Source organism: Paraconexibacter sp. (genome assembly GCF_041602235.1).
Lineage (GTDB): Bacteria > Actinomycetota > Thermoleophilia > Solirubrobacterales > Solirubrobacteraceae > Paraconexibacter.
On the sequence record NZ_JBFIGP010000002.1, the window covers coordinates 22327 to 43001 of the forward strand.

Annotated in this window: 20 protein-coding genes; 13 read left to right on the top strand and 7 right to left on the bottom strand. The window is 72.4% G+C overall.

The features are described from left to right. Positions 1-10: 10 nt before the first annotated feature. A complete protein-coding gene (locus tag ABYE80_RS00265; protein WP_372787749.1) occupies positions 11-418 on the top strand; it encodes a VOC family protein in 408 nt (135 codons plus the stop codon). Positions 419-431: 13 nt separating this feature from the next. Here the strand turns inward: ABYE80_RS00265 and ABYE80_RS00270 are convergent, their stop codons facing one another. Beyond that, positions 432-2105, bottom strand: a complete 1674-nt coding sequence (locus ABYE80_RS00270) for an FAD-binding dehydrogenase (protein ID WP_372787750.1) — start codon at positions 2103-2105, stop codon at positions 432-434. Positions 2106-2208: 103 nt separating this feature from the next. On the opposite strand from ABYE80_RS00270, the gene ABYE80_RS00275 reads away from it, so the two are divergent. The 3 genes from ABYE80_RS00275 to ABYE80_RS00285 all read left to right on the top strand — a co-directional run bounded on the left by ABYE80_RS00275 (position 2209) and on the right by ABYE80_RS00285 (position 4474). Then, positions 2209-3300: a PLP-dependent aminotransferase family protein gene (locus ABYE80_RS00275; protein WP_372787751.1), complete on the top strand. Its 1092-nt coding sequence runs from the start codon at positions 2209-2211 to the stop codon at positions 3298-3300. 101 nt (positions 3301-3401) lie between these two features. Beyond that, entirely contained in the window at positions 3402-4067 is a 666-nt protein-coding gene (locus ABYE80_RS00280; RefSeq protein WP_372787752.1) for a peroxiredoxin, read from the top strand. Positions 4068-4123: 56 nt separating this feature from the next. Next, positions 4124-4474 carry a zinc ribbon domain-containing protein YjdM gene (locus tag ABYE80_RS00285; RefSeq protein ID WP_372787754.1) on the top strand — a complete coding sequence of 117 codons (351 nt, stop codon included), beginning with the start codon at positions 4124-4126 and terminating at the stop codon, positions 4472-4474. A 29-nt stretch (positions 4475-4503) separates the two neighbouring features. Here ABYE80_RS00285 and ABYE80_RS00290 read toward each other — a convergent pair whose 3' ends face one another. Beyond that, positions 4504-5220: a metal-dependent transcriptional regulator gene (locus tag ABYE80_RS00290; RefSeq protein WP_372787756.1), complete on the bottom strand. Its 717-nt coding sequence runs from the start codon at positions 5218-5220 to the stop codon at positions 4504-4506. A gap of 49 nt (positions 5221-5269) precedes the next feature. Between ABYE80_RS00290 and ABYE80_RS00295 the strand changes: the two genes are divergently transcribed. Further along, on the top strand, positions 5270-6067 hold the full coding sequence (locus ABYE80_RS00295; protein WP_372787758.1) for an SDR family NAD(P)-dependent oxidoreductase: 798 nt from the start codon (positions 5270-5272) through the stop codon (positions 6065-6067). 27 nt (positions 6068-6094) lie between these two features. On the opposite strand, the gene ABYE80_RS00300 is transcribed toward ABYE80_RS00295, so the two are convergent. Next, positions 6095-6511, bottom strand: coding sequence for a CBS domain-containing protein (locus tag ABYE80_RS00300; protein WP_372787759.1), 417 nt, complete (start codon positions 6509-6511; stop codon positions 6095-6097). 78 nt (positions 6512-6589) lie between these two features. Then, complete coding sequence (locus tag ABYE80_RS00305) at positions 6590-7555, bottom strand: LysR family transcriptional regulator (RefSeq protein WP_372787760.1); 966 nt, start codon at positions 7553-7555, stop codon at positions 6590-6592. Positions 7556-7829: 274 nt separating this feature from the next. On the opposite strand from ABYE80_RS00305, the gene ABYE80_RS00310 reads away from it, so the two are divergent. Next, positions 7830-8780, top strand: coding sequence for a DMT family transporter (locus tag ABYE80_RS00310; RefSeq protein ID WP_372787761.1), 951 nt, complete (start codon positions 7830-7832; stop codon positions 8778-8780). On the opposite strand, the gene ABYE80_RS00315 is transcribed toward ABYE80_RS00310, so the two are convergent. Beyond that, positions 8734-9249: a winged helix-turn-helix transcriptional regulator gene (locus tag ABYE80_RS00315; RefSeq protein ID WP_372787762.1), complete on the bottom strand. Its 516-nt coding sequence runs from the start codon at positions 9247-9249 to the stop codon at positions 8734-8736. The genes ABYE80_RS00310 and ABYE80_RS00315 overlap by 47 nt on opposite strands. A gap of 92 nt (positions 9250-9341) precedes the next feature. On the opposite strand from ABYE80_RS00315, the gene ABYE80_RS00320 reads away from it, so the two are divergent. Genes ABYE80_RS00320 through ABYE80_RS00335 form a run of 4 tightly spaced genes read left to right on the top strand, consistent with a single transcriptional unit; the run spans position 9342 to position 13282 of the window. Then, the gene (locus ABYE80_RS00320) at positions 9342-10748 is read left to right on the top strand and encodes an MFS transporter (RefSeq protein WP_372787764.1); all 1407 of its coding nucleotides are present in this window, start codon (positions 9342-9344) and stop codon (positions 10746-10748) included. After that, positions 10745-11245, top strand: coding sequence for a PaaI family thioesterase (locus tag ABYE80_RS00325; protein ID WP_372787765.1), 501 nt, complete (start codon positions 10745-10747; stop codon positions 11243-11245). Before ABYE80_RS00320 ends, ABYE80_RS00325 begins: the two co-directional genes overlap by 4 nt. Positions 11246-11278: 33 nt before the next feature. Further along, entirely contained in the window at positions 11279-12256 is a 978-nt protein-coding gene (locus ABYE80_RS00330; RefSeq protein WP_372787766.1) for an ATP-dependent DNA ligase, read from the top strand. A gap of 9 nt (positions 12257-12265) precedes the next feature. Beyond that, positions 12266-13282, top strand: a complete 1017-nt coding sequence (locus ABYE80_RS00335; RefSeq protein ID WP_372787767.1) for a glycerate kinase — start codon at positions 12266-12268, stop codon at positions 13280-13282. Position 13283: 1 nt separating this feature from the next. Here the strand turns inward: ABYE80_RS00335 and ABYE80_RS00340 are convergent, their stop codons facing one another. After that, positions 13284-14636 (bottom strand): hypothetical protein, encoded by a 1353-nt coding sequence (locus ABYE80_RS00340; protein WP_372787769.1) that lies wholly within the window; start codon positions 14634-14636, stop codon positions 13284-13286. Between the two features lie 199 nt (positions 14637-14835). Between ABYE80_RS00340 and ABYE80_RS00345 the strand changes: the two genes are divergently transcribed. Then, the gene (locus ABYE80_RS00345; protein ID WP_372787771.1) at positions 14836-15978 is read left to right on the top strand and encodes an NAD(P)H-dependent glycerol-3-phosphate dehydrogenase; all 1143 of its coding nucleotides are present in this window, start codon (positions 14836-14838) and stop codon (positions 15976-15978) included. A 45-nt stretch (positions 15979-16023) separates the two neighbouring features. Here ABYE80_RS00345 and ABYE80_RS00350 read toward each other — a convergent pair whose 3' ends face one another. Further along, a complete protein-coding gene (locus tag ABYE80_RS00350) occupies positions 16024-16851 on the bottom strand; it encodes an HAD family hydrolase (RefSeq protein ID WP_372787772.1) in 828 nt (275 codons plus the stop codon). A gap of 123 nt (positions 16852-16974) precedes the next feature. Between ABYE80_RS00350 and ABYE80_RS00355 the strand changes: the two genes are divergently transcribed. Together ABYE80_RS00355 and ABYE80_RS00360 are read left to right on the top strand one after the other, a co-directional pair. Further along, the gene (locus ABYE80_RS00355; RefSeq protein WP_372787773.1) at positions 16975-19071 is read left to right on the top strand and encodes an ATP-binding protein; all 2097 of its coding nucleotides are present in this window, start codon (positions 16975-16977) and stop codon (positions 19069-19071) included. A gap of 32 nt (positions 19072-19103) precedes the next feature. Beyond that, on the top strand, positions 19104-20675 hold a 1572-nt coding region (locus tag ABYE80_RS00360; RefSeq protein ID WP_372787774.1), incomplete at its 3' end, for a DEAD/DEAH box helicase.

Consider the following 20675-nt stretch of genomic DNA (forward strand, 5'->3'; position numbering starts at 1 on the left):
GAATCCGTGCATGGCGGATCCTGCTCCGACCGGCGTCCACGAGACGGTGCTCTACGTCGACGACGTCGACGCGGCCACCGCGTTCTACACGCAGGCGGTCGGGTTGCGTGTCGTCTTCGGACCGAGCGAGATGTTCGTGGGCCTGCGCGTCGCGCCGGGCAGCGTGCTGCTGCTGTTCGATCCGGCCCTGTCGGCCGCCGAGGGCCGGGACGTGCCCGCCCATGGCGCCCACGGCCAGGGTCACGTGGCGTTCACGGTCGACGATGCGGCGCTGCCGGCGATCGTGGAGCGTTGCGCGCAGGCCGGAGCGGGCGTCGAGCGCGAGTTGACCTGGCCGCGCGGCGGGCGCTCGGTCTACGTGCGCGACCCGGCGGGCAACTCCGTGGAGTTCGTGGTCGGCGAGATCTGGCCCGACTGACCCGACGCTTTTCTCACCCCACGGCGCTCGCGACGGCCCGGCCGGCGACCCGCCCGCTGAACAGGCAGCCGCCGAGGAAGGTGCCCTCGAGCGCGCGGTACCCGTGCATCCCGCCGCCGCCGAAGCCCGCGACCTCACCGGCCGCGTAGAGGCCCGGAAGGGGCTCGCCGTCCGGGCGCAGCACGCGGGCCTCGAGGTCGGTCTGCAGGCCACCGAGGGACTTGCGCGTGAGGATCGAGAGGCGCACGGCGATGAGCGGGCCCGCGTCCTCGTCGAGGATCCGGTGGGGTGCGGCGACCCGCGTGACCTTGTCGGCGAAGTACGCGCGCGCCCCGTGGATGGCGGTGATCTGCCCGTCCTTCGCGTACGGGTTCTCGAGCTCCCGGTCGCGCGCGACGATCTGGGCCCGCAGATCGTCGTGATCGATGAGGTCCTCACCGACCAGCTCGTTCATCCGGCGGACGAGCTGCGCGAGGTCGCGCTCGACGAGGAAGTCCTCGCCCTTGTCCATGAACGCCTGGACGGGGCCGGGCGGGCCGCTGCCGATCCGGTCCTTGAGCACGGCCCGGATGCTCTTGGACGTGGTGTCGGGGTTCTGCTCGGAGCCCGACAGGGCGAACTCCTTCTCGATGATCTTCTGGGTGAGGACGAACCAGGTGTGCTCGTACCCGGTCCCCATGATGTGGTCGAGCGTGCCGAGGGTGTCGTACCCGGGGTACAGCGGACCGGGCAGCCGGCGACCACGCGCGTCGAACCACATCGACGACGGCCCGGGGATGATCCGGATCGCGTGCCTGGGCCAGATCGGGTCCCAGTTGTGGATGCCCTCCACGTAGTGCCACATGCGGTCGCCGTTGATCTCGCTCGCTCCGGCGTCGCGAGCGATGCCGAGCATCAGGCCGTCGACGTGGGCGGGCACGCCCGAGAGCATGTACTTCGGCGCTTGCCCGAGCCGTGCCGGCCAGTTGCGCCGTACGAGCTCGTGGTTGCCGCCGATCCCACCGGTGGTGACGATCACGGCCTGGGCCTCCAGCGCGAACGCCCCGACCACCTCCCGCGAGCTCTCCTCTCCGCGGCCGACGCCCGACGGCGCGAGCACCTCGCCCGTCACCCCGGTCACGGTCCCGTCCGTCACCGTCAGGCCGGTCACGCGATGGCGGAAGCGCAGCGCGATACGTCCCCGTGCGACGGCGTCGCGGACACGCCGCTCGAAGGGCGCGACGACCCCGGGGCCCGTCCCCCAGGTGATGTGGAACCGGGGTACGGAGTTGCCGTGCCCGTCGGCGTGGTACCCGCCGCGCTCGGGCCACCCCGGGTTCGGCAGCCAGCGCATGCCCTGGTCGTGCAGCCACGACCGCTTCTCACCGGCCGCGAAGTGCACGTACGCCTCGGCCCAGCGGCGGGGCCACGCGTCCTCCTCACGGTCGAACCCGGCGGTGCCCAGCCAGTCCTGCCAGGCGAGGTCCACCGAGTCCTTGATGCGCATCCGGCGCTGCTCGGGGCTGTCGACGAACATCAGACCGCCGAGGGACCAGAAGGCCTGGCCGCCGAAGGACGCCTCGGGCTCCTGGTCGACGATGATCACGCGGCGGCCCGCGTCGGCGAGCTCCGCGGCGGCGACGAGGCCGGCGAGACCGCCACCGACGACGATCGCGTCGGCCTGCTCCGGGGACGAGGAAGAGGTCATCGTCCTACTGTACGTGAACGTTCAACTGAGCGTCAGGCGGTCCCGGAGCGACGGGCCGCCCCCTGCGCTTCCCACGGCGCGCGACATGCGTAGGGTTCAGGGCATGCCCGACACCATCTCCTTCGCCCGCGGCGCGCCGTCGCTCGACATCGTCGACATCGAGGGCCTGAAGGCTGCCGCCGCGCAGGCGTTCACCGACGACCCGGCCGGCACCACCGCGTACGGCACGTCGGTCGGCTACGTCCCGCTGCGCAAGTGGATCGCCGAGCGCCATGGCGTCGCCCCCGAGAACGTGCTCGTGACCAACGGCTCGATGCAGGCGGACGCCTTCCTGTTCGACGAGCTGGTCGAACCCGGCAAGCCGGTGATCGTCGAGAAGCCCACGTACGACCGGACGCTCCTGTCGCTCAAGGGACGCGGCGCCGACGTCCGCATGGTGTCGCTGCAGCCCGACGGGATCGACACCGACGAGCTGAAGGCCCTGCTCGAGTCGGGCGTCAAGCCGACGCTCGCCCACATCATCCCCAACTTCCAGAACCCCGCCGGCTACACGCTGTCGCTCGAGAAGCGCCGGGCCCTGCTGGCGCTGGCGGCTGAGCACGGCTTCACGATCTTCGAGGACGACCCGTACGTGGCGATCCGGTTCCGCGGCGAGTCGCTGGAGACCATGCTCGACCTCGACGGGGGCGCCGACACCAAGCACGTCGTCTACGCCTCGTCGTTCTCCAAGACCGTCTGCCCGGGCATCCGCGTCGGCTATCTCGTGGGCCCGACGGACATCATCGCCGCGATCGCCAAGCGCGCGACGAACACGTACATCTCGCCGAACCAGGTCGCCCAGTCGATCGTCCACGCGTTCTGCGTGAACGGCGGGCTCGACCGGTCGATCGCGACGGTCAAGGCCGCCCTGGCCGAGCGCGTCGACCTGCTGACCGCCGCGCTGCAGCGGGATCTGCCGGAGGCCGAGTTCGTCGCCCCGGACGGCGGGTACTTCATGTGGGTGGCGCTGCCTGAGGGCACCGATGTCGACGCGCTGTTCGTCGCCGCCGCCGAGCGCGGCGTCGCCTTCGTCAAGGGCACCGACTTCCTCATGGAAGGCGGGCAGAACACGCTGCGCCTGGCCTATTCGGGTGTCACGGCAGACCAGATCGACGAGGGTGTGAAGCGCCTCGCCGACGCGTATCGCTCGCTCTGAACAGCGACAGGTCGTCGCGCTGGGCCACATCGGCCCCGCGCTATAGTGGTAATCCTGATCGGTAATCGGTCATTCGATCCCCAAGCACGGAGTTCCACCTCATGAGCCTCACGATCGGCGACACCGCCCCCGACTTCGACGCCGAGACCACCGACGGTCCCATCAGCTTCCACGACTGGATCGGCGACTCCTGGGCCGTCCTGTTCTCGCACCCGCGCGCGTTCACCCCGGTGTGCACCACCGAGCTCGGCTACATGGCCTCCATCAAGCCCGAGTTCGATCGCCGCGGCGTGAAGATCATCGGCCTGTCCACCGACCCGGTGGAGGGCTCGATGGAGTGGAGCAAGGACATCGCGGAGACCCAGGGAACCGCGCCGAACTACCCGATCATCGCGGACACCGACCACACCGTCTCGAAGGCCTACGGGATGCTGCCCGCCGACGTCGAGGGCGACCCGACCCAGCGGACCCCGGCCCAGAACCAGACGCTTCGCAACGTCTTCGTGATCGGCCCGGACAAGAAGATCAAGCTCGTCCTGATCTACCCGATGACCACGGGCCGCAACTTCGACGAGGTCCTGCGGGTCATCGACTCGCTGAAGCTGACCGTCGAGCACCAGGTCGCGACGCCCGCGCAGTGGCAGCCCGGCGGCGACGTGATCATCGCGGGGTCGGTCACCAACGATGCGGCGAAGGAGAAGTACCCGGAGGGCTGGCAGGAGCCCAAGCCGTACATCCGGATCGTTCCGGACCCCACTGCGGACTGATCGGACGCCGGCCGCGATGAGTGGTGGAGAACGGTCCCACCACTACAGTCCTGCGGATGAGCGAGCCAGCACCCGTCTGCCCCGAATGCGCCAGCGAGTACACCTACGAGCTCAACGGCTTCCAGGTCTGCTCGATGTGCGCGCATGAGTGGTCGCCCGAGGCCGCCGAGAGCGACGACGCCGAGGCGAGCGTCATCCGCGACGCGGTCGGCAACGTGCTGGCCGACGGCGACACGGTCACGGTCATCAGGGACCTCAAGGTCAAGGGCAGCTCTGCACCGATCAAGGTCGGCACGAAGGTCCGCAACATCCGTCTCGTCGACGGCGTCGGGGACCACGACATCGACTGCAAGGTCGACGGCTTCGGCCCGATGCAGCTGAAGTCCAGTGTCGTGAAGAAGGCCTGAGGTCCGACGGGAGCGCCCGCCGGACCGTCCTACATGCCCCAGCGGTCCTTCGCGAGGACCAGCTGGTCGGGCAGCGCGGTCCGCGGGGGCGGGCTGGGATCGGCGGTCACGCTGATCGTCTCGGCGACGGACGCGGTGACCACGCACCGCGCGCCCCCGTCGGCCCGGACGACGACCGCCTCGTCGTCCTTCTCCTCGAGCACCCCCGCGAGCCCCGGCTCGAGCCCGGACTCCTTGAGGTAGTGCAGCAGGTCCTCCGCCTCGTTCTCGAAGCGGACGACGCACAGCTTCGCCCCGACCTCCACGTCGGCCAGCGGCACGGCCTCGCCGCGGTCGCCGACCTCGATCGGGTGCCCGTGCGGGCAGGTCTTCGCGTCACCGATGGCCCGGCGCATGTAGGCCTCGAACCTCGGGCTCATCGCGTGCTCCAGGCGCTCGGCCTCCTCGTGCACGTCGTCCCACGGCACGCCCACCACGTCGGTCAGGTAGCGCTCGATGAGCCGGTGCCGGCTCACGATGCCCTCCGCGTGCTCCTGCCCGGTGGGCGTGAAGCTGATCACCTTGTCGGCGGCCCGTTCGATGTAGCCGTCCCGCTCGAGTCGCCCGATCATCTCGTGGACGGTCGGCGCGCTGAGTTGCATCGCACGGGCGACGTTGGCACCGGTCATCGGAAGGCCGACCTCGTGGAGCCAGAACAGGGTCTGGAGGTACTCCTCCTCGGCGACGGTGGCATGCGGAGCGCTCATTCCCCCGATCGTACCGTCCGCGCGCGGCGTCGCCGCGTAGGCTCCGCGCATGGAGATCAGAACAGGCACGCGAGCGTTCATCACGGGCGCCTCGCGCGGTATCGGACGCGCGCTGGCCGTCGAACTTGCGTCAAGAGGCGCGATCCTCGGCCTGGCCGCGCGCTCGACCGACGAGCTGCAGGAGCTTGCTGCGACCCTCCCGGGCACCCACCACGTCCTGGAGTGCGACGTCGCCGACGAGGCCGCGGTCAGGACCGCGGTCGACCGGTTCGTCGAGCTCGCCGGCGGGATCGACCTGCTCGTCGCCAACGCGGGCATCACCCACTACGGCCCGTTCCGCGACCAGCCGCTCGAGCACGCCAAGCGGATGACCGAGATCAACTGGTACGGGACGCTCTACACGGTCCACCACGGGCTGCCGCACATGCTCGATGCCGCCCAAGGCCACATCGTGGTGATCTCGTCCGGCGCCGCCCTGCGCTCGTTCCCGTGGGCCGCCGTCTACGGCGCCACCAAGGCGGCGCAGCGGATGTTCGCCGAAGCGCTGCGGCACGAGCTCAGCGGGACCGGCGTCTCCCTGACGACCGTCTACCCGGGCGAGATCGCGACGTCCTTGCACGACCACGAGAAGGACACGATGCCCGACTGGTACCGGGGCGGCCCGGACGCGGCCCCCGCCTCCGAGTTGGCGAAGCGCATCGTGCGGTCGGTCGAGCGGGACGACCGCAGCCTCACCTTCCCACCGCTCGTGCGCGCGCTCGGGATCCTGCACAACCTCTCCCCGAAGGTCAGCGACCGGCTGCTGCGAGCGCTGCGCGGTGGGACCGCGGCGCCCCGGCGCGACTGACGCCGGGGCGTGCCCGCCCGGTCACCGTCACTCGGAGACGGCGGCCAGCAGCTCTCCCGAGCGCTCGGGGTCCAGCGCCCGGGCGAGGTCGGCCTGGGCCACGATGCCCACGAGCCGGTGGCCGTCGATGACCGGCAGACGTCGCACCTTGTGCTCGGCCATGGTGCGCATCGTCTCCTCGAGGGAGTCGTCGGCGCCGATGGTCACGGGCTTGCCCTGGGCGAGATCCCCCGCCACGGTCGCGCCGGGGCTTCGGCCTTCGGCCAGCACCTTCACGACGATGTCACGGTCGGTGAGCATTCCCTTCAGCCGGTCGTCCTCGCCGCAGATCGGGAGGGCTCCCACGCCTCGCTCCCGCAGGAGCTTGGCCGCCTCGAGGATCGAGGCCTTCTCGTCGATGCAGGTGCAGTCGTCGCTCATCACGTCGCGAGCCTTGTCTGCCATGTCTCCTCCTTCGTCGAGGGTTTCGTCCGTTCACTCCGCGGATACCCGAAGCGCCGCCACCAAAACGCGACAGCAGGCTCACCTGCGGTGCGGGCGAGGCCCCTTCGCCGCACGCCGGCGCGGCGGGCTGGCCTGGAGCGTCCGGGCGAGGGCGTCCAGCCGCACCTCGGCCAGGTCGAGGAAGGCCTGCGACGCCGGCGACAGCCGCGCTCCCCGTCGGTGGATGAACGCGAAGGTGTCGTAGAACGGCTCCGCGAACGGCACCCAGCCGAGGTTCTCGGGCACGCGGTCGCCGAGTCCGTGCAGCATGCCCCGGGCGACGATCGTGGCACCGTGTCCGAGCGAGACCAGCTCCAGGGCGGCCTCGATGTCCTCGACGTCGATCTCGGGATCCACGTCGACACCCGCGCGCTGCGCCTGCTCCACGAGCTGCCGACGGGTCGGGTCCTCTGCGCCCCACGTGGACTCCGACAGCACCAGGGGATGTGACGCGACGTCCTCGATCGTGACGGGACCGCGCAGGTGCTCGGGACGGGCGCTCGCGAAGACGAGCTCGTCGTCCATCATCGGGCGGACCTCGAGACCCCGGTCGTCGATCGGCAACGCGATCATGCCGGCCTCCAGCTCCCCGGAGCGCACCATCGCGACGACCTCCGTCGAGTTCTGCCCGACGATGCGCACGCGGACGCCTGGGTAGCGCTCACGGAAGTCGGCGACGATCTCGGTGCCGGGGTAGTAGCGGGCGGTCCCCCACGTGCCGAAGGTCGCGGTCCCGCCGCGCAGCTCGCGCACGGCGGACACCGACTCGCGCGCCTCCTCGACCGCTGCGAGGACGCTGACCGCGTGATCTCGCAGGGTGATGCCCGCGACCGTCGGCACGAGCCCGCGCCCGACGCGGTGGAACAGCTCGACGCCCAGCTCGCCCTCCAGCCGCCGAACCTGCTCGCTCAGGGAGGGCTGCGACAGGTAGAGCGCCTCCGCGGCGGCGGAGAACGACCCGTGCTCGAACGCGGCGATGAGATACCGGAGCTGTTGCAGGGTCAAGGCAAAACCTATGGTTGCTCAAACACATATAGGCTAGCGCGGGGGGAACACGGGTTCTACTCTGACCCCATGTTCTCCCTCCTCGCCATCGCCGCCCCCATCGCCGTGGTCGGAGTGTTCGATGCCCTCGCCTCCCGGTACGGCACCGACTCCCGGCCCATCGACGGCGGCCGCCAGATCTAGGACCCGCCCCACCCCGACCCGCCGGACCACCACCCACCCGGCCGTGCCGCGCGAGCCCCGTTCCCCGTCCCGCCACCATGGCGGCGCCGACGTGACGGGGCTCGTCCTCGTCCTGGGCTCGGCCGTCGCGTTCGGCTGCATGGCCGTGTTCGCCAAGGAGGCCTACGCGACCGGCCTGGGCGTCACCTCGCTGCTCGAAGCGCGCTTCCTGCTGGCCGCCCTCGTCTTCTGGGGGATCGTCGCCGTGCTGCGGCCGGGGCGCCCTTCGCGGGCGACGGTGCAGGCCGGGCTGCTGCTGGGCGCCGTCGGCTACGCGACGCAGGCCGGCCTGTACTTCGGCGCCCTGACCCGCATCGACGCGTCGCTGGTGGCGCTGCTGCTGTACCTGCACCCGGTCCTCGTCGTGCTCGGCGCACTCGCCACGGGCCGCGAGACGCCGACCGCGCGGACCTGGGCCGCACTCGGCGCCGCGTCCAGCGGCGGGGCCCTCGTACTGCTCGGGGGAGGGATCGGCCACCTCGACGGACTCGGGGTCACCATGGCGTGCGGCGCCGCGGCGGCGTACGCCACGTACATCCTGTGCACCGACCGAGCGGCGAGCGGCGCCGACCCGTTCGTGCTGTCCGCGCTCATCACCACGGGTGCCGCGGTGACGTTCGGCGCGGCCGGCCTCGCCTCCGGCTCGTTGGACCCGGGGGCCGCCGTCGACGCGCTCGGCTGGATCGTCGCGATCGCCCTGGTCTCGACGGTCGCGGCGGTCACCCTGTTCCTCCGCGGCATGGCGCGCGTCGGACCGTCCACCGCCTCGATCGTGTCCACCTTCGAACCGGTGGTGACGGTCGCGCTGGCGATGTCGATCTACGGCGACGCGCTGACGCCGGTGCAGCTGCTCGGCGGCGCGCTCGTCCTCAGCGCCATCGTGGTCCTGAACCTCCGCACCCGGATGCCGGTCACCGCGGTGAGCGGGGTGGCGGACGCGGACGAGGAGACCGGTCTCAGCGGACCGCCCGCGCCTTCGCCTGCTCCGCCTGTGCACGCCTGACCATCAGCGGGTGGTCGGGGCTCACGCCCGGCCCCGGGAGTGCCTCCACATCGCGCGGCCCGAGCGCAGCGCCACAGGTCGTGCACACCCGGTGGCGGTCCAGCTCGCCGCCGCAGCCGCGGTGACGCAACAGGACCGGGCGCCCGGCATCGCTGGGGGCGTACTCGTCCCCCCACTGCAACAGCGACACGATGACCGGCCAGAGGTCGAGCCCCTTCTCCGTCAGCAGGTACTCGTGGCGGACCGGGCGCTCTTGGTAGGGCACGCGCTCCAGGATGCCGGCGTCGACGAGCTTGTCGAGGCGGTTGGTGAGCGTGTTGCGCGCGACACCGAGGTCGCTCTGGATCTCGTCGAACCGCCGGAGACCGAGGAACACGTCGCGCAGGACGAGCATCGTCCAGCGCTCACCCACGATCTCGAGCGTGCGGGCGATCGAGCAGGTCTGGCCGTCGTAGTCGCTGCGAAGCATCGTCACGCATCCTAACGACTTGGGTTGCATGAAACAACCGACTTCCCTACAGTGCGTTTCGTCAAGCAACTCACTCGAAGGAGCGCAGTCCCATGGAACGTCGCTGGCAGGTCCTGCTCGTGGTGTGCGTCGGAGTCTTCGTCGCGAGCCTCGACCTCTTCATCGTCAACATCGCCTTCCCCGACATCGCTGCGGACTTCTCCGGCAGCGACCTCGCGGACCTGAGCTGGGTGCTCAACGCGTACACGATCGTGTTCGCCGCCCTGCTCGTCCCCGCCGGCCGTCTCGCGGACTCCATCGGCAACAAGCGGGCGTTCCTGGGCGGGCTCGCGCTGTTCACGGCGGCGAGCGTCGCCTGCGCTGCGGCAGGATCGGTCGAGACCCTGGTGGGCGCGAGGATCGTCCAGGCCGTTGGCGCGGCGTTCCTGCTGCCCACCTCGCTCGCCCTGCTGCTGCGCGAGTTCCCGGCCGAGCAACGGCCGGTCGCCATCGGCGTCTGGGCGGCATCCGGAGGCGTGGCGGCCGCGGCCGGCCCTCCCGTCGGCGGCCTCCTCGTCGAGCTCAGCTGGCACTGGGTCTTCCTCGTGAACCTGCCCGTGGGCGTCGCCGCGATCACCATCGGCAGCCGCATCCTGCGCGAAGCGCGCGCCACCGGGCCCGACGCCGGGAGGATCGATGTCCCGGGCGCCGTCGCCGTCACGCTCGGCACGGGTGCGCTCATCGCGGCCATCGTCAACGGCGACAGCTGGGGCTGGACGTCCACCCGGACCCTGGCGCTGTCCGGAGCGGCCGTCGTCCTGCTCGGAGCCGTCGTCCTGCGCACGTTCAGCCACCCCGCCCCGATCCTGGAGCGCGAGGTCGTGGGCGTCCGCTCGTTCCGGCTCGCCGTCTCGGGCGGACTGCTGTTCTTCGTCGCCTTCGCCGCGATGCTCCTCGGCAGCGTGCTGTTCCTCACCGAGGTCTGGGACAAGAGCGTCCTGACCGCCGGCCTGATGGTCGCGCCGGGCCCGGCGACCGCAGCGGCCTTCAGCGTTCCCGGCGCGCGCCTGGGTGAGCGGATCGGCCCGCACCGCGTCGGCGCGCTCGGCGGACTGCTCTTCGCCATCGGCGCGGCGAGCTGGGCGTGGCGACTGGGTGACGATCCCGCATGGGCACGCGACTTCCTCCCCGGCATGCTGATCGGCGGCGCCGGAGTCGGCCTCGTCAACCCGGCGCTCACCTCCGCCGCGGCGGCATCCCTGCCGCCCGCGCGGTTCGCGACCGGCGCCGCGGTACTGGGCATGGGGCGCCAGGTGGGCACGGCGCTCGGCGTGGCGATCCTCGTGCCCGTCCTCGGCGTCCCGACCGGGGCAGGGTCCTTCGACGGGGTCTGGCTCGTGATGGTCCTCGGCGCGCTCGCCGCGGCCGCGAGCTTCCTCGCGATCGGCCCGCTGCACGCACCACGGCCCTCCGCCCGGCCGACCGCCCCCGCCGTGACCACGGTCGAGGTGCCGGCATGATGGCCCCCGGTTCGCACGCCTTCGCGTGGGAGGACCCGAGTCCCACCTGGCTCGCCGCCCAGCGGCTGAGCGGCCTGGAGATCTGGCAGAGCGTGGCGGCCGGCGAGCTGCCCCGCCCGCCGATCGCCGCCTCGATGGACTTCTCGATCCCCGAGATCGAGGAGGGGCGGGTGGTCTTCGCCGCCGACGCCGCGCCGTGGATGCTCAACCCGCTCGGCAGCGTGCACGGCGGGGCGATCGCCACCCTGCTGGACTCGGCGGTCGGCTGCGCGATCCACACGACCCTGCCGGTCGGGGTGAGCTACACGACGCTCGAGCTCAAGGTCAACTACGTGCGCGGCGTGCCGCACGACGCGGGGACGCTGCACGCGGAAGGGACCGTGATCCACGTGGGCCGGCGCACCGCGACGGCGGACGGTCGCCTGACGATCGCCGAGACCGGCAAGCTCGTCGCCCACGCGTCGACGACCTGCCTGATCCTGGCCCCTCCCGGCTGAGGGCCGCGCGGCGGGGCGGGTAACGTCCGCGACGTGACGCTCCCGCTCCAGCCGCCGATCCCGCCCCAGCTCGCCCGCCCGCGCAAGGGCCTGCCCGCCGAGGAGGACGGGTGGGCCTACGAGCCCAAGTGGGACGGGTTCCGGACGCTCGTCTTCCTCGACGGGGACGACGTCCACCTGCAGTCGCGCGGCGGCAAGCCGATGGCGCGGTACTTCCCGGAGATCACGTTCCCGCCCGGGCTCCACGCGATCCTCGACGGCGAGCTCGTCATCGACGCGCCGGACGGCGCCGGCCAGACCTTCGACACCCTGTCGCAGCGCATCCACCCGGCCGCGTCACGTGTCGCGATGCTCGCCGAGACCACCCCTGCGCGTTACGTCGCGTTCGACCTGCTGGCCGACGGCGACGAGTCCTTGCTGGACGTCCCCTACGGGGAGCGACGGCAGCGCCTCGAGGCGTGGGTCGAGCGTCACGACCCGGCCGGCGGCGGCCACCCGTTCTCGCTCACCCCCATGGTGGGGACCGCCGCGGAGGCCGACCGCTGGCTGCACGAGGCCGAGGGGGTCATCGCCAAGCACCTCGATGCCCCGTACCGGCCGGGGAAGCGCGACGGCATGGTGAAGATCAAGCGGATGCGGACCCTCGACGCCGTCGTCGTCGGGTGGCGCCCCGGCAAGGCGGCGGGCACGGTCGGGTCGATCATGCTCGGCGCCTACGACGACGCGGGGCACCTGCGGGTCATCGGCCACTCCTCCGGGTTCAGCGCCAAGGAGAAGCGCGAGCTCGTCGAGAGGCTGCGGCCGTTCGAGACCGGGGAGCGCGGCATGGGCGACCCGTCGCGCTGGCGCCCGGACGAGGACCTGGAGTGGATCTCGCTGCGCCCCGAGCTCGTCGTCGAGGTCACCTACGACCACGCCAGCGACGGGCGGATCCGTCACGGCACCAAGGTCCAGCGCTGGCGCGAGGACAAGGCTCCGCGCGAGTGCCTCGTCGACCAGCTCGAGCACTGAGCAGCACCGATGGCGCGGCCCGTGGACCCGTGGGACCGTCCGGTGCTCGTCGCACCCGACAGCTTCAAGGGGACCTTCTCCTCCGCAACCGTGGCCGCCGCCGTCGGCCGCGGCCTCGAGCGCGCGGGCGTCACGCCGCCTCCCGACCTGTGCCCGCTCGCGGACGGTGGCGAGGGAACGATGTCCGTCCTGCTGACCGCCCTCGGCGGGGAGACGGCCGGCGCCCGCGTCCGTGACCCGCTGGGCCGCGAGGTGCTGTCGTCCTTCGCGCTCGTCGAGGACGGGGGGACCGCGATCGTCGAGGTGGCCGCCGCCAGTGGCTGGGCTCACGTGAGCGACGAGGAACGTGGCCCCGACACGGCGTGGGCGGCGTCGTCCGTCGGGACCGGAGACCTCGTGGCGGCCGCGGTCGACGCCGGCGCCGAGGTCGTGCTCGTGGCCGCGGGCGGGAGCGCGACGACCGACGGCGGGGCGGGCGCGATCACCGCGATCCAGGAGCACGGCGGCCTGCGTGGCGCCTCACTGGTCGTCCTGTGCGACGTGCGCATCGCCTTCGAACGGGCCGCGGCGGTGTTCGGTCCCCAGAAGGGCGCCGACGCCCCCACGGTCGATCGGCTGACCCGGCGGCTCGCGGCGTTCGCCGAGACCCTGCCCCGTGACCCGCGCGGCGTCCCGGGTGGTGGCGCCGCGGGCGGTCTGGCCGGCGGGCTGCACGCAGCCTTCGGGGCGACGCTGGAACCTGGGGCACCGTTCGTGCTGCAGGCGCTCGACGTCGACGCGCGGATGCGGGAGGCCCGCGCGGTCGTCGTCGGTGAGGGGCGCCTGGACCGGACCACCCTCGAGGGCAAGATCGCGGGCGAGCTCGCGATCCGCGCCCGGCAGGCGGGGGTCCCGGCGCACGCGGTGGTCGGCCGTCGCGAGATCGACCCCTTCGACGTGCGGATCCTCGACCTGCAGGCGATCGAGGAGGCCTCGACGCTCGCGGAGATCGAGGCGGCGGGCGCCAGGATCGCGGCCTTCCTCTAGCTCACTTCACGAGCTTCACGGTGATGATCTCGCCGCCGCGCCGCCGGAAGCAGTCGTCCTCCTTGGCCCCGAACCGCGTGCACGGCAACTGCACGTTGAAGGCGTCCGTCTCCCGGCGATAGCTGCGACCGTCGACCAGGCGCACGACGACCCGAGGGTTCAGGGGGACGATCGACGCCACCGCCTCCTCGACCGGCCCGCGCTTCACGACGTTGGCGTAGGACGCATCCGGGTTCGCCACACCGATGCGCCGCAACTGCTCGAGCAGGGGCGGCCCCGCGGCGGTGGTCGTGAAGCGCACCCGGTACTCGGAGCGGTTGAGGGCGAGCAGGCCGAGCTCCACCCGGTTGCTGCGCTTGCGTTTGATCGCCCTGCGGATCTTGTAGCTCTTCGGCGTGGTCACCCGATGGGAGACCGAGAACGCCCCGTCCGGCTCGGAGAACGCGCGGACGTTCGGCACGTAGACCTTGCCGCGGGCGGACACGATCTTGCCGCCCCTGACCACGAGCACGGTGCGATGCAGCCAGTCGACCCCGACGCCCGCACGCAGGCCGGTGAACATGCCCCACGACCACGTGTCGTGGCCCGCGACGTCGATGTGCCAGGTCCGTCGCGGCGGACGCTTCTTGGCGACGGGGGTGAACCGGAACGTCCAGCGGGTCCGCGTGCGCTGGCGCGGCGGGTTCAGGAGCCCGCGGTCGACGCGGGTGTCGGTGACCGTGAACTCCTTGCCGTAGACCTTCCGCAGATCGACGAACCGCAGGAAGTTGCGGTCGGTCATCGCCGAGATCGGCTCCATGGTCTCCTGGCCGCCGAACCGCTGACAGGCGGAGGTGGTCGACACGGAGCCGTACTTGGTGCTGGAGCGCGTCCGCAGGTTGGTGCGGACACGGGCCTTCCCGTAGCCCGACATCGCCACGGTCCCCGTCAGGCGAGCGCCGCCCGTGCCGCCCGAGAAGCTCGTACAGAGGTTGTGGCCGATGCCGCCGAGGAACCAGTTCGACCAGGCGTTGCGGTTCACCGCCGTCCGGAACGACCCCTTCATCGGCGCACTGAACGAGAAGAACGGCGTCTTCGTGGCTCCGCGCGTGAACGTGAAGGAGCGTGTGCTCCGGGCGGTATAGGTCGTGGTCTCGTGGTTCAGCCCGGCATCCGCGGAGCAGACGTAGATCGGGTCCCCGCCGCCCGGAGGCGATCCGGGCCCGCAGTACTCGCCGCTGCGCCAGTCCGCGTGGACGCGGTCGTACGTCGCGGTCAGCTTGTACTTCACCCTGCTGGCGTCGGCCGGCGCCGTGCTCACGCCGAGCAGGCATGCCGCGGCCGCAGCCAGCGCGGCGGTGCGTCGGGCCGTCATGCGCGACACGCGAGACCTTCGGGGTGGACGGTGCGGCGGGCATGGATCACGGCGATCTCCGTTTCGGCGTGGATCGGACTCCACGCTACTGCTGCCCGGCAGCGGCGCCATCCGCTCGTACTACGGCCCGTGTTGCGGACAAGTCTGGACCTCGCGCAACCCGACGCGACGCTCCGGGTACCCTCCCCGACCCCCTCTCGTGACCGAACGCCATCTCCCTCAGCTTCCCTCCCGTCTCCCCACACCCCTGGGCCGTCGCGCCGTCGTGGTGGGAGCCGGGTCCTTCGGCACCGCCGTCGCGGTCCTGCTCGCCCGTGGCGGCTTTCGCACGGTCCTGCAGGCGCGTACGACCGAGCAGGCGGAGCGCCTGCAGCAGGACCGCGAGAACCAGACCTACCTCCCGGGCGTCGAGTTCCCTCGCGAGCTGCGGATCGGCCACATCGGGGACGGTCTGTCGCGCGCGGAGATCGTGTTCCTCGGTGTGCCGTCGCGTGGGCTCGACGAGGTCATCGGGCGCCTCGAGGACACCGGGCTCTCGCCCAAGGCGTCCATCGTGTCGCTGGCCAAGGGCCTCGTGCCGCCGGACGGCATCGCGCCCACGGTCCTGCTGTCGCAGGCGTTCGGGGAGCACCGCGTCGCCTGCGTGGGCGGTCCCGCGCACGCGCGCGAGATGGTGAGCGAGGGGGCCGGGCTCGTCGTCGCGTCCAGCGACGAGGAGCTGGCCACGACGATCAGCGCCGTGTTCATCCGGGCCGGCGTGGTGTGCGAGAGCTCCAACGACCCGGTCGGGGTCGAGCTGGCGGGCGCCGCCAAGAACGCCGCGGCGCTGGCCGCGGGCGCCACCGAGCGGCACGGGCTGAACGCCGCCGGCGCCGCCGCGGGGCACATCTTCGCCGAGGTGTGGCGGTTCGCCGAGGCCAACGGTGCGCGCCCCGAGTCGATGATCGGCCTCGCGGGCACGGGCGACCTCGTCGCGACGGCGCTCGCCCCCCAGTCCCGCAACCGCCGCGCGGGAGAACTGCTCGGTGAGGGCGTCCCGACGAGCGAGATCCCCGACCGCATCGGGCAGGCGGTCGAGGCGCTGGAGTCTGTGCCGATGCTCGCCCGCGCCCTGGAGCGCAGTGGCGTCGACGCGCCCGTCACCCGCGGGCTCGCCGACCTCATCGCGGGCGCGCTGCCGCTCGAGGGCTGGGTCGCGCTCGTCCGCACGACGGTTCCTCCCTCGCCGGTGCGGTGGCGACCCCGTCCACGTGAACGGGGCGAAGGCTTCTGGGCGCGCATGCGGGCACGCTGGCTCGCGTGGCGCGAGCGCCGGGCGCAGCAGCGCGAGGACGGGGCCTGACGGCCCGGTCGCGGCGCCGCGTGCGGCGGTGGCGGAGGCTCCCGCTCAGCCGCCGCGTCGCGCCAGTGTCTCCACGACCGCCTCGTAGACCCCGGCCCCGTGCGCACCCTCGGCGACGCGGGCGTTCGGGTACGCCGACAACGCCTCGGCGATCGACGGATCCTTGCTCAGCCCGTTGGCCACCAGCCAGAACGCGCCGACGTGCTCGGCGGTCTGGAGGTCCTCCCGCGAGTCGCCGACCGCGATGCACCGGCTCGGGTCATAGCCACGGGCGCGGACGTGGAACGCGACACCCGCCGCTTTCGATGCCCCCACGGGGACCAGGTGGTACGCGCGGACCTGGGGCAGATCGGCGAGGTCCGGCGACCGCCGGTGCACCCCGCCGTTGTCCAGCAGGCGCAGTCCTGCGTGCCCGCGCTCCGCCAGGAGCGCCGTGGCCTCATCGGCGTCGACCAGACCACGGAACAGGTGCGACACCTCCCGGTTGCGATGCCACGGGTCGTGGTACTCGAGCCGACCCGCGTAGTGCTCGAGCAGGAGCGTCGCGGCACCGGCGTCCTCGATCTGCGCGTGGATCGACCCCCGCTCGCCGGGTTGGGGCAGGAGCGGAGCGGTCAGCCAGTGCTCCTCCCCGTCGAGCACGACACACGCACCGGCCTCGAAGATGTAGGCCGTCTGCCCCAGGAGCCGCGCGTCCTCCATCGCCTGAGCCTGCCGGCGCCCGGTCATGACCACGAGCTCGGCACCGGCCCGCTCGCACGCCTCCACGGCCCGGGCCGCGAGCAGGGAGAAGCCCCCCTCGGCGTCCTTGAACAGGTGCCCCCCCGGCCCGAGGAGGGTGCCGTCGAGATCCACGTAGACCGCCTGGAGCATGCGGGGAGCGTAGCCGCGCGCACCCCGTCAACGCCGGCGGAGCCTCAGGGTCAGCACTGAACCTGCTTGGCGATCGGCGTCGAGCGGCGTAAGTTCTTCACCAGTTCCACGGTTGGACCGCACATGACCGCCACCCTAGGCCAGCGCCTCGAACGTCGCGACGCGCAGCGCTTCGTCGGACGTCAGGACGAAATCCGTCGTCTCAGTCTGCTCCTCGAGGACGTGGACGCCAGCGCGTCGGTGGTCCTGGTCCATGGGCCCAGCGGCATCGGGAAGAGCACCCTGCTGCGTGAGACGAGCCGCCGCGCGGCGGCCACCGGCCGGCCGGTCTTCGCCGTGGAGGGCCGGGACGTCGCGCCGGTGCCGGGCGAGCTCGACCTCGCGCTGCGAGGCGTCCACGACGCCGAGCGCCCGGTGGTCCTGCTCGACACCTACGAGCGGCTCGCGGCAACGGGTACGCATCTGCGCAAGCGGGTGCTGCCCAGCCTGCCGGACGGCACCCTCGTGGTCATCGCGGGGCGCCGCACGCCCGAGCCCGCGTGGTTCGAGAACGGCTGGGAGGCGATCACGACGTCCCTCGAGCTCGGCCCCCTGCCCCAGGAGGACGCGCTCGCCCTCGTCGAGCGCGCCGGGATCGCGGACGCCGCCGCGGCACGCTCGCTCGTCGGCTGGGCGAACGGCTCCCCGCTGGCGCTGGTGGTCGGGCTCGACGCCGCCGGTGGCACCGCCGATCGTCCGCACCTGATCCAGCCGACGCTCGACGGGCGCCCGGACCTCGCGGGCACGCTCGTCCAGCGCATCGCCGGCAACGAGCTCGCGGGCTCCGACCACGACGTGCTCGCCGTCGCCGCCATCGCGCGCGTCTGCACCCACGATCTGCTCGCCGCCGCGCTGCCCGGCGTCGACGCCCGGCGCGCCCTGAGGTGGCTGCGCGAGCGGTCCTTCGCCGAGCGGCTCGGCGGGGGCATCGCGCTGCACGAGCTGCTCCGTCGGGCCGTGGGTGCCGAGCTCCGCGCAGGCGCACCGGAGCGCGAACGGGAGCTGCGCCGCCGCATCGCCGACCACGTCCACTCCCGGGCCGGGACGGAGGGCCTGGCGGTCATCCCGGACTTGGCCGAGCTCATGCAGGCGGAGGCCCTGCGATGGGGGTTCGGCGCGGAGGGGTCGGTCACCCACCGCCTCGATCAGCCCGTCGCCAGCGACGTGGACGCCGTGGTCGCGGCCATGGCCGCGCGGATGGGCAACGACGACTGGGACGCCTACGTCCGCGCCTTCCTCGAGGAGGCGCCCGAGCACGTCGTGATCGCCCGGGACGCGACCGACCGCCTGGCCGGCTTCTGCATCAGCGCCACCCCGTCCGCGACCTCGCCGGTCGTGCACGCCGACCCCATCCTGGGGCCGTGGATCGCGCACGCGCGCGCGAACCACGCCGGCGAGGACGTGCTGGTCTGGCGGGACTCGGCCGACCTGAGCTCGGGACGCGAAGGCAACGTGCACTCGCCCGTGATCGCGTTGATGAACACCGCCGCGATGCTCCGGTGCGGCCTGCGCAACATCCGCCGCAGCTACTTGCCGATCGACCCGCACAACCCGGTCGCTCGTGCGTTCGCGGAGGGTGTCGGGGCCCAGCACGTCCCGGAGCTCGACGTGGACCGCGGCGAGGGTCGCATCACCGAGTGCCACGTTCTCGACCACGGACCGGGCGGCGTGCTCGGCCAGCTTCGGGACGTGATCCACGCCGAGGTCGCCGCTCGCGCCGCGGAGACCGGCCGGCGCGGCGAGGTCGCAGGAGACGACGACGGCACCTTCGTCACGGTCCCCGGTCCCGGACGGCGCTTCGTACGCACCGGCGACGCCACCCCGGCCCCGGCGGACGGCGGGGGCGCGAACGGCCGGGCGACCGCGGAGGACGTCCGTCTCGCGCTGCGGCGCTATCACCGCCCACTGGACCTCGCCCGCAACGCGCTCGCGCCCCCCGCCGGGACGCCGACCGAGCGCGCCGCGGCCGTCCGGGCCGTGCTTCACGCCGCGGTGAACGAGGGGTTCGGCGGGAGCGCCGACGAGCGCCTGCTGGCCGAGACCATCCGGCGTGGCTACTTCGACCCCGACGGTGGGCACGAGCGGGCGGCCCTCGACCTCAACGTCAGCCGCGCCACGTATTTCCGCAAGCTGCGGGAGGCGTGCGACCGCGTGACGGACACGGTGCTCGCGGCGAGGTAGCAGCCGCCCCCGGAGGTGTACCGTCGGAGTGGATGCCGCCGTCGCCCTCCGCTCCCGCGCAGACCGACCCGTGGGCCGGACTCCTGGAGGAGGCGGCCCGCGACGGCCGGCTCGTTCGCGAGGCCTTCGAGGGTGCGCGCCGACCGGTCTTCGAGGACCTCCCCGACGACCTGCACCCGGCGTTGCGGAAGGGGCTCGTTCGCGCGGGCGTCGAGCGGCTCTACCGCCACCAGGCCCACGCGCTGGAGGCCGCGTCACGCGGGCCGTTCGTCGTCACGACCGGCACGGCGTCGGGCAAGTCGATGTGCTTCAACCTGCCGACGCTCGACGTGCTCTGCTCCGACGCCAAGGCACGCGCGATCTACCTGTACCCGACCAAGGCGCTCGCCCAGGACCAGGCGCGGGCGATCCATGCGCTGGGCCTCACCAAGCACGTGCGGCCCGCGATCTACGACGGCGACACCCGTCAGGAGGACCGGCGCGCGATCCGCCGCAAGGCGAACCTGATCCTCACCAACCCTGACATGCTGCACATCGGGATCCTGCCCCACCACCGCCTGTGGGCCGACGTGTTCGCCAACCTGGCCGTGGTCGTGGTCGACGAGGCCCACGTCTACCGCGGCGTCTTCGGCAGCCACGTCGGGAACGTGCTGCGGCGCCTGCGGCGGATCGCGAACGCCTACGGGACGGATCCCCGGTTCCTGCTCGCCAGCGCCACGATCGCCAATCCGGTGGACCTCGCGCAGCGGCTCACCGGTCTCGACGGCGTCCAGCTCGTGGACGAGGACGGGTCGCCTGGCGCGGCACGCAAGATCGCGATGTGGAATCCGCCGGTGACCGACGAGGCGCTGCAGACGCGCCGCAGCCCGCTCGGCGAGGCCGCCGACATCGTCACGTCGCTGGTGCAGGACGGGGCGCGGACCATCTGCTTCGTGAAGAGCCGCCGCGGCGTCGAGCGCGTCGCGAAGATCATCACCGACAAGCTGCGGGACACCGACCCGGACCTGGCCGAGCGGGTGATCCCCTACCGGGCCGGCTACACGCCACAGCAGCGCCGCGAGCTCGAGGCGCGCCTGATGGCGGGCGAGATCCAGGCGGTCATCACGACCAACGCGCTGGAGCTGGGCATCGACATCGGGGCGCTGGACGCTGCCGTGTGCGTGGAGTTCCCGGGGACGGTCGCCTCGCTGCGGCAGATGTGGGGACGGGCCGGGCGGCGCGGCCGGGGACTCGCCGTCTACGTCGCGGGGGACGACGGGCTGGACCAGTTCTTCTGCCGCCACCCCGACGAGTTCCTCGATCGTCCCGTCGAGTCGGCGATCCTCGACCACGAGAGCGAGGAGATCCACCTCGCACACCTGGTGTGCGCGGCCCACGAGGGACCGATCGACCCGCGGACCGACGCTGCCGTCTTCGGTCCGCGCGTGCGCGAGCACTGCGACCATCTCGTCGCGCTCGGGGAACTGGTGGAGCGTCGCGGGCAGTTCACGCTGCGCCACCCGGAGGAGTTCCCGGCGGGCGCGGTGTCGCTGCGCTCCGGGTCCTTGGACCAGGTGCGCGTGGTCGAGACGCGCAGCGGCGAGATGCTCGGCACGGTCGACGGC